Source organism: Halomonas sp. H33-56 (genome assembly GCF_040147035.1).
Classification (GTDB): domain Bacteria; phylum Pseudomonadota; class Gammaproteobacteria; order Pseudomonadales; family Halomonadaceae; genus Halomonas; species Halomonas litopenaei.
The window spans coordinates 1,690,340-1,702,611 of sequence record NZ_JAMSHP010000001.1 but is presented as its reverse complement, the minus strand read 5'-3'; the positions used below and the strand labels follow the sequence as shown (position 1 = coordinate 1,702,611).

General features: G+C 64.2%; 15 protein-coding genes. 13 read left to right on the top strand and 2 right to left on the bottom strand.

Annotation, left to right across the window (positions count from 1 at the left end):
• Positions 1-15: 15 nt before the first annotated feature.
• On the bottom strand, positions 16-798 hold the full coding sequence (gene mlaE, locus NFH98_RS07395; protein ID WP_045993259.1) for a lipid asymmetry maintenance ABC transporter permease subunit MlaE: 783 nt from the start codon (positions 796-798) through the stop codon (positions 16-18).
• Positions 795-1,607, bottom strand: coding sequence for an ATP-binding cassette domain-containing protein (locus NFH98_RS07390; protein WP_349622429.1), 813 nt, complete (start codon positions 1,605-1,607; stop codon positions 795-797). The genes mlaE and NFH98_RS07390 overlap by 4 nt, the downstream gene beginning before the upstream one ends.
• 249 nt (positions 1,608-1,856) lie before the next feature.
• Between NFH98_RS07390 and NFH98_RS07385 the strand changes: the two genes are divergently transcribed.
• The 13 genes from NFH98_RS07385 (at position 1,857) to bioA (ending at position 12,141) form a co-directional block, all read left to right on the top strand.
• Complete coding sequence (locus NFH98_RS07385) at positions 1,857-2,807, top strand: calcium/sodium antiporter (RefSeq protein WP_108195019.1); 951 nt, start codon at positions 1,857-1,859, stop codon at positions 2,805-2,807.
• A 30-nt stretch (positions 2,808-2,837) separates the two neighbouring features.
• Complete coding sequence (locus tag NFH98_RS07380; RefSeq protein WP_108132801.1) at positions 2,838-3,836, top strand: KpsF/GutQ family sugar-phosphate isomerase; 999 nt, start codon at positions 2,838-2,840, stop codon at positions 3,834-3,836.
• A gap of 32 nt (positions 3,837-3,868) precedes the next feature.
• Positions 3,869-4,435: a KdsC family phosphatase gene (locus NFH98_RS07375; RefSeq protein WP_108132652.1), complete on the top strand. Its 567-nt coding sequence runs from the start codon at positions 3,869-3,871 to the stop codon at positions 4,433-4,435.
• Entirely contained in the window at positions 4,432-5,007 is a 576-nt protein-coding gene (gene lptC / locus NFH98_RS07370) for an LPS export ABC transporter periplasmic protein LptC (RefSeq protein WP_108447662.1), read from the top strand. The genes NFH98_RS07375 and lptC overlap by 4 nt, the downstream gene beginning before the upstream one ends.
• Positions 5,008-5,019: 12 nt before the next feature.
• Positions 5,020-5,550 carry a lipopolysaccharide transport periplasmic protein LptA gene (lptA, locus tag NFH98_RS07365; RefSeq protein WP_083970449.1) on the top strand — a complete coding sequence of 177 codons (531 nt, stop codon included), beginning with the start codon at positions 5,020-5,022 and terminating at the stop codon, positions 5,548-5,550.
• On the top strand, positions 5,550-6,275 hold the full coding sequence (gene lptB, locus NFH98_RS07360; RefSeq protein ID WP_045993254.1) for an LPS export ABC transporter ATP-binding protein: 726 nt from the start codon (positions 5,550-5,552) through the stop codon (positions 6,273-6,275). The genes lptA and lptB overlap by 1 nt, the downstream gene beginning before the upstream one ends.
• Before the next feature lie 272 nt (positions 6,276-6,547).
• Positions 6,548-7,960 carry an RNA polymerase factor sigma-54 gene (locus NFH98_RS07355; protein WP_349622428.1) on the top strand — a complete coding sequence of 471 codons (1,413 nt, stop codon included), beginning with the start codon at positions 6,548-6,550 and terminating at the stop codon, positions 7,958-7,960.
• A gap of 159 nt (positions 7,961-8,119) precedes the next feature.
• Positions 8,120-8,428 (top strand): ribosome hibernation-promoting factor, HPF/YfiA family, encoded by a 309-nt coding sequence (hpf, locus tag NFH98_RS07350; RefSeq protein ID WP_045993252.1) that lies wholly within the window; start codon positions 8,120-8,122, stop codon positions 8,426-8,428.
• 5 nt (positions 8,429-8,433) lie between these two features.
• Positions 8,434-8,919, top strand: coding sequence for a PTS IIA-like nitrogen regulatory protein PtsN (gene ptsN, locus NFH98_RS07345; RefSeq protein ID WP_045993251.1), 486 nt, complete (start codon positions 8,434-8,436; stop codon positions 8,917-8,919).
• 53 nt (positions 8,920-8,972) lie between these two features.
• Positions 8,973-9,854: an RNase adapter RapZ gene (gene rapZ, locus NFH98_RS07340; RefSeq protein ID WP_349622427.1), complete on the top strand. Its 882-nt coding sequence runs from the start codon at positions 8,973-8,975 to the stop codon at positions 9,852-9,854.
• A gap of 2 nt (positions 9,855-9,856) precedes the next feature.
• Positions 9,857-10,126 (top strand): HPr family phosphocarrier protein, encoded by a 270-nt coding sequence (locus tag NFH98_RS07335; RefSeq protein WP_045993249.1) that lies wholly within the window; start codon positions 9,857-9,859, stop codon positions 10,124-10,126.
• Positions 10,127-10,177: 51 nt separating this feature from the next.
• Positions 10,178-10,702, top strand: a complete 525-nt coding sequence (locus NFH98_RS07330; RefSeq protein WP_348827887.1) for a BUD32 family EKC/KEOPS complex subunit — start codon at positions 10,178-10,180, stop codon at positions 10,700-10,702.
• 164 nt (positions 10,703-10,866) lie between these two features.
• Complete coding sequence (bioA, locus tag NFH98_RS07325; protein WP_349622426.1) at positions 10,867-12,141, top strand: adenosylmethionine--8-amino-7-oxononanoate transaminase; 1,275 nt, start codon at positions 10,867-10,869, stop codon at positions 12,139-12,141.
• The last annotated feature ends 131 nt before the right edge of the window (positions 12,142-12,272 follow it).

Genomic DNA, 12,272 nt, shown 5'->3' with positions numbered 1-12,272 from the left:
ACAGTCTCCGCAGAATCAGGAAAGCCCGCCGAACATCACGGCGGTAAGAACGAAATCCAAGCCCAGCACGGCCAGGGAGGAATACACCACGGTACGGGTGGTGGCCCGCGAAATACCTTCCGAGGTCGGCACCAGATCATACCCCTGGAACACGGCAATCCAGGTGACCACTATGGCGAACACGATGCTCTTGACCACGCCGTTGCCGATATCGGTAAAGAAGCCGACGCTGGCCTGCATGTTGCCCCAGTACGAGCCTTCGAATACCCCGAGCCACTCGACCCCGACCAGGTAGCCGCCGTACACGCCGACCACGCTGAAGCCGATGGTCAACAGCGGCAGCGAGACGAACCCCGCCCACAGGCGTGGCGCCACGATACGACGCAGCGGGTCGACGCCGATCATCTCCATGCTGGTCAGCTGCTCGGTGGCCTTCATCAGGCCAATCTCGGCGGTCAGCGCCGAGCCCGCGCGCCCGGCGAACAACAGCGCCGCCACCACCGGCGCCAGTTCACGCAACAGGGCCAACGACACCATCTGGCCGAGCGCGTCCTCGGCACCGAACCCGACCAGGATGGTGTAACCCTGAAGCGCCAGCACCATGCCGATGAACAGCCCCGACACCAGCACGATGGCCAACGACAGCACACCGACCGCATAGACCTGGGCCACCCACAGGCTGAACCCTTCTGCCGAGGGGCGCCCCAGCATGGACTGGCCGAGAAAGATGCTGGCCCGGCCGACGGCCTCCAGCAGGTCACATCCGCGCCGTCCCATATGGGTGATTCGTTCGATCATGGACGGCTCCCCTGGCCCAGAATGTCATCGTAAAAATCGTTGGCCGGGTAGTGAAACGGCACAGGGCCGTCCGGCTCACCATGCACGAACTGACTGACTCGGGCGTCCTGTTCCACGTCCAGCGATGCCGGCGTGCCGTGGGCCATGACCCGCCCGTCGGCGACCACGTAGACGTAGTCGGCGATGGACAGGGTCTCCTTGATATCGTGGGAGACCACCACCGCCGTCAAGCCCAGCGCCTGATTCAGCCGCCGAATCAACTGGACCAGCACACCCATGGAGATCGGATCCTGGCCGACGAAGGGCTCGTCGTAGAGAATCAATTCAGGATCCAGCGCCACCGCCCGCGCCAGCGCCACACGCCGTGTCATGCCGCCGGACAGCTCTGCTGGCATCAAGTCTCTGGCCCCACGCAGCCCCACCGCCTCGAGCTTCATCAGCACCACGTCACGCACCATGCTTTCCGGCAGATCGGTGTGCACCCGCAGCGGAAAGGCCACGTTCTCGTAGACACTGAGATCGGAAAACAGCGCGCCACTCTGGAACAGCATGCCCATGCGCCGACGCATCTGGAACAGATCCTTGCGCGACAGGCGATGGACGTCCTGACCATCGATCAGGACGCGTCCGCCACTGGGGTTGAGCTGCCCCCCGATCAGTTTCAGCAGGGTAGTCTTCCCGGTGCCACTTGGCCCCATGATGGCCGTGATCTTGCCGCGGGGTATGGAGAGATCCACGCCGCGAAAGATATCCCTGTCGCCGCGCGTGAAATGCAGATTCTCCACCTCCACCAAGGAGGAAGCCGTCATCGCAGTCCCTATAGAGTCAGTATCACCGTGAACCGGCGGTTCAGACCGGACGCCGGCCCCGAATCCTCGGATTCGACGCCTGGCCAGACCTGAGCCCGAACCTTGAGAATAGAGCGCCTTGAGCCGCGCTCGGTTTTCGAACATCGTATCTTAACTCAAATGCAGCATGCCAGTGCCCCGGTTGCGCGCTTGCGCGCAGGTTTATCTAAGGGTTCAATGGGCGCCCTTTCTGCAACCAAGTCGTTCTCCATGCTGTTACCGTCTGTCGTCGTCGCCCTGGGCCTGGTGGGCCTGCTCTGGAGCGCGGATCGCTTTGTCGGCGCCGCCGCCGCCACCGCCTACCGCGCCGGCATGAGCATCATGCTGGTCGGCATGACCATCGTCTCCATCGGCACCTCTGCCCCGGAAATCGTGGTCTCGGTGATGGCCTCGCTGGATGGCGCCCCCGACCTGGCCACCGGCAATGCGCTGGGCTCCAATATCGCCAACATCGCGCTGGTACTGGGCGTGACTGCACTGGTGGTGCCGATCCCGGTGCGCTTCACCATCGTGCGCCGCGAGCTGCCACTGCTGTTGGGCGCCACCGGCCTCGCCGGCTACGCCCTGGCCGATGGCAGCCTCGATCGCCTCGACGCGGCCCTGCTGATCGCGCTGCTGGTATTCAGTCTGTGGTGGCTGTTTCGCGCCGACGAGGCCGAACAGGAGATGGCCGACGACATTCCCGGCATGGCACTGGGCAAGGCCATCGGCTGGCTGGTGCTGACCCTGGCGGTGATGATCGCCAGCTCCCGCGCCCTGGTCTGGGGCGCCACTGAGCTGGCACGCACCTTTGGCGTAAGCGAGCTGGTGATCGGTCTGACCGTCGTCGCCATCGGCACCAGCCTGCCGGAACTCGCCGCCTGCGTGGCCAGCGCGCTGAAGCGCCACCACGATCTGGCCATCGGCAACGTCATCGGCTCCAACCTGTTCAATATGCTGGCGGTACTGCCGGTACCGGCGCTGCTGGCGCCGGGAGCCACCGATCCCGCAGCCGCCGGCCGCGACTTTCCGGTAATGCTTGGCCTGACGCTGCTGCTGGCGGCGCTGCTGCTGTGGCAACGCCGAGGGCGCCTGGGGCGCTGGATCGGCGCGCTGCTGGCCTGCACCTATGCGCTTTATCTGACCTGGCTCGGCCTTTCGGTCGCGGCAGGCCCCTTGTGACAACGGCAGTAAACGGCAACAATCATGGCCATGAGCAAACACCCCTCCTCGGCGCAGACGCCGACCCTGAGCGTCCGCGATATCGCACGACGCACCCTGGAGCTGGAACGTGACGCCATCGACGCCCTGATCGGGCGTCTCGACGGCGACTTCGACCGTGCCTGCCAACTGCTGCTGGCCTGCCGCGGCCGGGTGGTCGTCACCGGCATGGGCAAGTCGGGACATGTCGGCGGCAAGATCGCCGCCACCCTGGCCAGCACCGGCACGCCGGCCTTCTTTGTCCATCCCGGCGAAGCCAGTCATGGTGACCTGGGCATGATCACGCCCGGCGACGTCGTCCTGGCACTGTCCAACTCCGGCGAAACCGCCGAGGTCACTGCCCTGCTGCCGCTGCTCAAGCGCATGGGCATTCCACTGATCAGCATGACCGGCCGAGCACAGTCGACCCTGGCCCGCCACGCCGAAGCCCATCTATACGCAGGGGTCGAGCGCGAGGCCTGCCCACTGGACCTGGCCCCGACCTCTTCGACCACCGCAGCGCTGGCGCTGGGCGACGCCCTGGCGGTGGCGCTGCTCGAGACCCGCGGCTTCACCGCCGAGGATTTCGCCCTGTCCCACCCGGGCGGCAGCCTGGGCAAGCGACTGCTGTTGACCGTGGCCGACCTGATGCATACCGGCGACCGGCTGCCCTCGGTACCGTCGGGCTCGCCGCTGCGCGATGCCCTGCTCGAGATCACCCGTCAGGGACTCGGCTTTACCTGCGTGGTGTCCCCCGACGGCACCCTGGCCGGGGTCTATACCGACGGCGACCTGCGCCGTACCCTGGATCGCCATCAGGACTTCAGCTCGCTTACCGTGGATGACGTGATGACCACCCCCGGGCGACGCATCGGCCCCGCCACCCTGGCGGCGGAAGCGGTCAAGCTGATGGAAGAAGGCCGGATCACCGCCCTGGCGGTGGTCGATGACGAGCAGCGCCCAATCGGTGCACTGCATATGCACGACCTGCTGGCCGCCGGTGTCATCTGAGCCTCATTTATCCCTTTACAAGGAACGCCGTCATGTCTCACGAGCTTCTCGCCTCCCTCGCGCCGGAACTGGTGGAGCGCCTGCGCCACATCAAGCTGCTGGCGCTGGACGTGGACGGCGTACTGACCGATGGTCGACTGTACTTCCACGCCGACGGCTCCGAGTTGAAGGCGTTCAACACCCTGGATGGCCACGGCCTCAAGCTGGCCAAGCGCGCCGGCATCCAGGTGGCCCTGATCACCGGGCGCAGCTCCCCCATGGTCACTCAAAGAGCCAGAGCACTCGGCATCGAGCACGTACAGCAAGGGGTCGAGCGCAAGCTGCCCGCCCTTGAATCGCTGTGCGATTCGCTGGGCCTGACCCTCGACCAGGTCGCCTACTGCGGCGATGACCTGCCGGATCTGCCCTGCATCCATCGCAGTGCGGTCGGCATCACCGTGCCAGGCGCCCCCTGCTACCTTCGTCAGCACGCCGACTGGGTCACCCAGGTTGCCGGCGGACATGGCGCGGTGCGCGAGATCACCGACACCCTGCTGATGGCCCAGGGCCGCCTCGACGATATCATCGACAGCTACCTGAGCAACGGACCGCTGACATGAAACTGAGCGCACTGCGTCCAGGCTTTCGCTTCTGGCTGGTCATCCTGCTGCTGGTACTCGGTGGCGGCCTGACGTTGCTCGACCCCCGCGAGAGCAACGTCCCCGACCTGGTACCCAATGACAAGGCCGGCGAGCCCGACTACTACCTGGTGGATGCCCGCCTGACCCGCTTCGATGCCCAGGGCACCCCCCATCAGCGCATCGATACGCCACGCCTTGTGCACACACCACTCGACGACATCACCCGGGTGGACCAGCCGGACCTTGCGCTGATCGACGACAGCGGCCGAGAGTGGATCGCCGACGCCGACAACGGTGAACTGGGTCCGGACGGCAACCCCCTGACCCTGTCGGGCGACGCCCATCTCGAGGCCCCCGCGGAGCGTTGGCAGCTTGATACAGAGGTATTGGTCTACGACAGCGACAGTGGCCATGTCTGGAGCGAAACGCCAGCCGTCCTACGCCAACCCCCTCAACAGATGCAAGGGGAGCGCTTCGACGCCTGGATCCATGACAATACCGCTCGCCTGACCGACAATGTCACCGGTCATCATCCGCCAGAGCCTCAATAAGGAGCCCCTTCCATGATGCGTCCAAGTCCCGCCCTCCTGCTTGCCCTGGCCCTTGGCCTGGCCGCCGGCGCCACCGGCAGCAGTGTCCTGGCGCTGGAAAGTGATCGCAGCGCACCGATTCAGGTGGAGGCCGACCAGCTGGATCTCGATGATCGCGCCGGTACCGCGGTCTATACCGGCGACGTGCGCATTGTGCAAGGCAGCATGATCCTCACCGGCGAACGCGTCGAGATCCAGCGCAACGACCAGGGACAACTGTCACTGGCGACCGCGACCGGCTCACGTGCCTACCTCGAGCAGAAGCCATCCCCGGAAGAACCGGTGGTCAAGGGCTGGGGCCGCAAGGTGATCTACCACGTGGCCGAACGCCGCATGGAGCTGATCGACCAGGCTGAGCTGCACAAGGCCAATGACACCTTCGACGGTGCCTATCTGGAGTACTTCCTCGATCGCCGCGTGGTCCAGGCCCGCTCCAGCGCCCAGGGCGTCCAGGGCGAGCAGCGCATTCGCATGACCCTCGAGCCGGAAAGCCAAGGAAACTGATGAAGACTCTCCACGCTCGCCATCTGGCCAAGAGCTACAAGAAGCGTCGCGTCGTCCAGGACATCAGCCTGTCAATCGAGCAGGGCAGCATCGTCGGTCTGCTGGGCCCCAACGGGGCCGGCAAGACCACCTCCTTCTACATGATCGTCGGCCTGGTCAGAGCCGACGCCGGCAGCATCAGCATCGATGATCGGGACCTGAGCCGCGCGGCCATGCACCAGCGCGCGCTGGCCGGTATCGGCTACCTGCCTCAGGAGGCTTCGATCTTTCGCAAGCTGTCGGTGGCCGACAACATCATGGCGATCCTCGAGACCCGCAAGGACCTCGACCGCGAGGGCCGAGAAGCACGTCTCGAGCAACTCCTCGAGGATTTCCACGTCAGCCATATTCGCGACAACCCCGGCATGAGCCTGTCCGGCGGGGAGCGGCGCCGGGTCGAGATCGCTCGCGCCCTGGCCACCGAGCCGGCCTTTATCCTCCTCGATGAACCCTTCGCCGGGGTCGACCCGATCTCGGTGGGCGAGATCAAGTCCATCATTCGTCAACTCAAGGCCCGCGATATCGGCGTCCTGATCACCGATCACAACGTGCGCGAGACCCTCGATATCTGCGATCGTGCCTACATCGTCGGCGACGGCCAGATCATCGCCGAGGGCAGCGCCGAGTCCATCCTCGCCAACCAGCGCGTCAAGGAGGTCTACCTGGGCGAGAACTTCCGCCTCTAGACCGCAGGGCCGCCCGACAGCCGCAGTCGCATCAAGCGGCCGCAACACTTGCCAGCATCAGCATCCAACCGCCGGCCCCGAAAGGGTCGGCCTCACCTTGCACACAGGGCCTCCCTCGAAAGAACCACCTCCCCCCCCCTACCAAGTTGTTCCACATCGACCTTTTCACTCCCTCCCACAGGTCAAAAAACACCAACTTGGCAAGATGCTTGCATGTCTGATGACTCGTCGTTAGGGTAAAGCCTTTCGACAACACTGGTGGATCCCGACCCATGGCCCTCAAGGCGTCACTGCAGCTGCGCATCGGTACCCAGCTGACCATGACCCCGCAACTGCAACAGGCGATCGGCCTGCTGCAGCTTTCGACCCTGGACCTGCGCCAGGAGGTCCATCAGGCGCTGGAGGCCAACCCCATGCTCGAACTCGAGGACGAGTTCGGCGAACAGCAGACCAGGGAAGCCGTGGAAGATGACTGGGCGGATCAGATTCCCTCGGAACTCAGTGTGGACAGCGACTGGTCCGACACCTACCAGGACCTGGGCACCACCCCCGCCGGCAGTGGCGAGGCGCCGGATTTCGAGCGCCAGGCAAGCTCCCAGTCACTGCACAGCCACCTGAGCTGGCAACTGGCGATGCTCGACGTCAGCGACCAGGAACGCCTGATCGCCGAGAGCCTGCTCGACGCGGTCAACGCCGACGGCTATCTCGAGCAGACACTGGATGACATCGCCCAAGGGCTCGAGCAAGACGGTCGTCGCCCCCCTCCCCTCGCCGAGGTGGAGGCGGTGCTGGTTCGGCTGCAACAGTTCGAACCGACCGGAGTGTTCGCCCGCGACCTGCGCGAATGTCTGATGCTGCAACTGGATAGCCTGCCTCGCGATACCGTCCTGCTGCCCCAGGCCGGACGACTGGTAAGACAGTTTCTCGAGGCGCTGGCCAGCGGCGACCGACGTCTGCTGAAGCGCCGACTAGGACTCGATGACGACCAACTCGACAGCGTCATCGAGCTGATCCGGAGCCTCGACCCACGTCCCGGCAGCCAGTTCGGTGACAGCGATAACGACTACGTCATACCCGACCTGGTGGTACGCCACACCGAAGAGGGCTGGCGCGTTGAACTCAATCCGGATGCAATGCCCCGACTGCGCATCCAGCCCGACTACGCTGCGCTGATTCGGCGCGCGGACAAGAGCCAGGACAACCAGTTCCTCAAGGACCACCTGCAGGAGGCGCGCTGGCTGATCAAGAGTCTGTCCAGCCGCAACGACACCTTGCTGAAGGTCGGCCGGGAAATCATGGTGCGTCAGATCGACTTCCTCGAGCAGGGAGAAGCGGCCATGAAACCGTTGGTGCTGGCCGATATCGCAGACAAGGTGGAGATGCACGAGTCCACCATCTCCCGCGTGACCACCCAGAAGTTCGTGCACACGCCTCGCGGCGTGTTCGAGTTGAAGTATTTTTTCTCGAGCCAGGTCGGCCAGGATGGCGACGCCCATTCCAGTACCGCCATCCGCGCCATGATCAAATCGTTGATTCAAAAGGAACCTGCCCGCAAACCTCTGTCGGACAGCAAACTGGTGGAATTGCTGGCGGAAGACGGCGTCAATGTCGCCAGACGCACCGTGGCAAAGTACCGGGAAGCCATGAATATTCCGTCTTCCAGCGAGCGCAAGCGACTGCGCTGAGGCCTTGCGCTGCGGCGTCGCTAGCCTAGTTATCGGGAAAGCGCAAGCACTTGAAATTTCGCATGACATCTGCGTCTTTCTGCGTAGCGTCGAGGGGGTTTGCAGGATCGGAAAAAGGGTTACAATCAAGCCACCACCCGAAAGAGCAAGGAGCCTGTCATGCAAGTCAACATCACCGGCCACCACGTCGAATTGACCGATCCCCTGCGTGACTACGTACAAGAGAAGCTCGCCCGTGTGGAGCGCCACTACGACAACATCACCAACGTCCAGGTGACCCTCTCGGTGGAAAAGGAACGCCAGCTGGCCGCCTGCACCCTTCACGCCGCCGGTGCCGACCTGCATGCCGAAGCGCAGGACGGCGACATGTATGCTGCTATCGACGCCCTTGCCGACAAGCTGGACCGCCAGCTGGTCAAGCACAAGGAAAAATCCCAAGCCCGCGCCCAAGGCGCCGGAATTCGCTGACTCTCATGACATTGGAAGCCATTCTCCCTCCCGAGCGCACATTGTTCGATGTCCCGGGAGGCAGCAAGAAGAGGGTGCTGGAGTTTTTCAGCACCTTCATTGCGCAGAACACCCCGAGCCTGGACAGCCAGGAGGTCTTCAGTCGGCTGATCGGACGTGAGCGCCTGGGCAGTACCGGCATCGGCAATGGCGTCGCCATTCCCCATGCCCGCAACCCCCACTGCAAGGCGCCCATCTCCGGCTTCCTCAAACTCGCGGAACCTGTCGACTTCGATGCCATCGATGGTGAGCCCGTCGATCTGGTGTTCGTGCTGCTGGTGCCGGAAGAGGCCGACGACGCCCATCTTGCCCTGCTCGGCCAGGTCGCCGGCGTCATGAACGACGCCGACACACGTCACCGTCTGCGCCACGCCAGCTCCCAGCGCGAGCTTCACGAGCGCCTGCAGGAAGCCATCCGCCAACAGGCGCCAGGGGACGACACTCCCTCCTGATCGCGGCCTTGCCTAGGCCATCAGCAATGGACGCCTGCCCAAGGAGACAGGACATGCAGCTCGTGATCATCAGTGGTCGCTCCGGCTCGGGAAAGTCCGTGGCCCTTCAGGCCCTGGAGGACCTGGGGTTCTACGCCATCGACAACCTTCCCGCGACCTTGCTGGGCGCCCTGGTGGACGAGCTGGAAAACGGTCATTCCCGCCGTATCGCCGTCAGCGTCGACGCCCGCAACCTGCCTGAGGCGCTGGAACGCTTCCCCGCCCAGCTGGCGTCCCTCAAGCAGAGTCCGATCGACTGCCAGGTGGTCTACCTGACCAGTGATGCGCGAATTCTGCTCGAGCGCTACTCCCACACGCGGCGCCGTCACCCGCTGACCCGTGATAGCGACATGACCCTGGCGGAAGCCATCGAGTCCGAACAGAAGGCCCTTTCGGGTATTCGAGACCTGGCCGATCTGGTCATCGACAGCTCTCGCATGTCGGTGCACGAACTGCGTTCGCGCATCGCCGAACAGGTCGCCGACCACCGCAGCGGCCAGTTGAGCCTGACCGTGGAGTCCTTCGGCTTCAAGCGTGGCGTGCCGCCGGATGCAGACATCGTGTTCGATGCCCGCTGTCTGCCCAACCCCTACTGGGAACCATCGCTGCGTGATGCCAATGGCTGCGATCCCAGCGTCATCGACTTCCTCGAACGCTATCAGGACGTCGCCGACATGAAGCGCGACATTCTCGCCTGGGTGCGCACCTGGCTACCGCGCTATCAGCAAAGCCAGCGCAGCTACCTCACCGTGGCGGTGGGCTGCACCGGAGGACAGCATCGTTCGGTCTACCTGGCCGAGGGAATCGCCTCGGCCCTGGCCGACCAGCATCCCCGCGTCCGTCTACGCCACCGCGAACTCGGCCAGCAACGCCGACTGGACAGCGGAGGACTCTAGGCGTGGCCCGACGCACCCTGACCCTGACCAATCGTCGCGGCCTGCATGCACGCGCCGCGACTCGCCTGGTTACCTGCTGCCAACCCTTTGACGCCACCGTCACCGTCCACCATGGCAGCCGCTCGGGTGACGCCGCCAACATCATGTCGCTGCTGATGCTGGCCGCCCCCTGCGGAACGGAACTGACCCTGGAGGCCGAAGGCAAGGACGCGGACGCGGTGCTGGACGCTCTGGAGGCACTGTTCGACGCACGCTTCGACGAAGACGCCTGACGTCTTCCCTCTCCTTGTTTTGACCGCCACCCCCTGCCTGCCAAGGACGCCATGCAACTGATCCAGACCGGCAAGTACACCGAGGTCCACTACGACGCGGACCAGGACGCCTTCATCAAGACCTTCACGCCCAAGACCAGCGATCGCTGGCGCTACCGCCTGGGCATCCGGCGCTACCCCGGCCACAATTTTCGCTATGTCGCCGGCCGACTGGAGCGACTGGGTATCGCCACACCGAAAATCCTGTCGGCAGAGCGCTATCGTCTGGTCACCGCCAACGTGCACGGCATCGCGCTTAAAAAGCTGGTCCTCGACTCTCCGGAACTGCAGAACCGCTACCTGGACATTCTCGAAGCATTGTACCGTGACCGTATCCACTGTCGTGGCCTGCACACAGAGAACTTCCTGGTCGTCGACGGAGAGGTGATCGCCATCGATCTGGATGCCTACAAGGCGCCGCGGGTCTTCACCTATCCGCGCCGAGAGTTCATCGACTGCCTGAGTCGCTCGCTGAAAAACGACGAGGCGTTCCTGTTCGAGCGCTTTCTCGAACGTGTCGACGCCCAGCATCCCTGAGCCCAGCATCCCTAAGGAAGCACCGCTCCTCCTTGTGCCCTCGCCTGCCCCGCTCTACCCCGGTTTTCCGGGTGGGAGCGCTGGCGTTGGCGACGGTAGCAGCAGCAGTGGTAAACTTTTAACTCGTCACTCAGTTTACCACCAAGCGTCCTTCAGGAGCCGACATGACCTCTCCGGTGTGGCATCCCTACGCCCATCTCAAGACCCAGGCCCCTGCCCCCCGGGTAGTCGGCGGCCAGGGCACCCGCTTTACCCTGGACAGCGGCGAATCATTGCTCGACGCGACCTGCTCCTGGTGGTGCATGATCCACGGCTACGGACATCCACGGCTGGTCAAGGCGATTCAGGAGCAGGCTGCCACGCTGTGTCACGTGATGCTTGGAGGACTGACCCACGATCCCGCCGACCAGCTCGCGCGGGAACTGGTTCGCGTCACGCCAGAGGGCCTCAACCACGTGTTCTTCTCCGACAGCGGCTCGGTGGGCATGGAGGTGGCGATGAAGATGGCGGTGCAGTACCACCATCTGCGCGGCCGCCCCAACAAGCACCGCATGCTGTCGCTGATGAAGGCCTACCACGGTGATACCGCCGGCTGCATGGCGGTGTGTGACCCCGAAGAGGGCATGCATTCGCTGTTTTCCGGCTTTCTTCCGAAGCACCATTTCGCCCCGGCGCCGACGGCCCCCTATGCGGCCACGCCAGAGCAGGTCGCCGCCGACCTCGACGCCCTGCGAGCGGTGCTGGAAGCCCACCACCACGAGATCGCCGCGCTGTTGATGGAGCCCCTGCTGCAGGCCGCCGGTGGCCTCAACATGACCTCTCCGGACTATCTGAAGGGTGCTCGCGCCTTATGTGACGAGTTCGACGTGCTGTTGGTGTTCGACGAAGTGGCCACCGGCTTTGGCCGCACCGGGCGCATGTTCGCCGCCGACCATGCCGGTGTCAGTCCGGACATCATGGTGCTGTCCAAGGGGCTGACCGGCGGCTACCTTGGCCACGCGGCGACCCTGGCCAGCGACCGTGTCCATGACACCTTTATCGGCGACAGCGAGCTTCACGCCTTTATGCACGGCCCGACCTTCATGGGCAATCCGCTGGCCTGTCGCGTGGCACTGGAAAGCCTCAGGGTCTTCGAGGAGGACGACTATCTGGGTCGTATCGCTCGGCTCAACGCCATCCTTGTGCAGGAACTCGCCGGCGACAGTGACCTGCGCGCCCACCCTGCGGTGGCCGACATCCGTGTGCTCGGCGCCACCGGTGTGATCGAGGTGCACGACAGTAAAGCGCTGAAAGGCGCCGCCTCCATCGCCCGTGAACAGGGCGTGTGGCTGAGATCCTTCGGCAGATGGCTTTACACCATGCCTGCCTATATCACCTCGGATGAGGAAATGCACCAGATCATCAAGGCCATGAAGGCGCCTTTCACAGCAAACGCATAACTTTCACAGCAAACGCATAATTAGTGGGCAGGGTCGGCGCTGACTAGCTCTCTACCAGCCCGCCGGCCTATATCACCTCGGATGACGAAATGCGCCAGATCATCAAGGCCATGAAGGCGCCTTTCACAGCA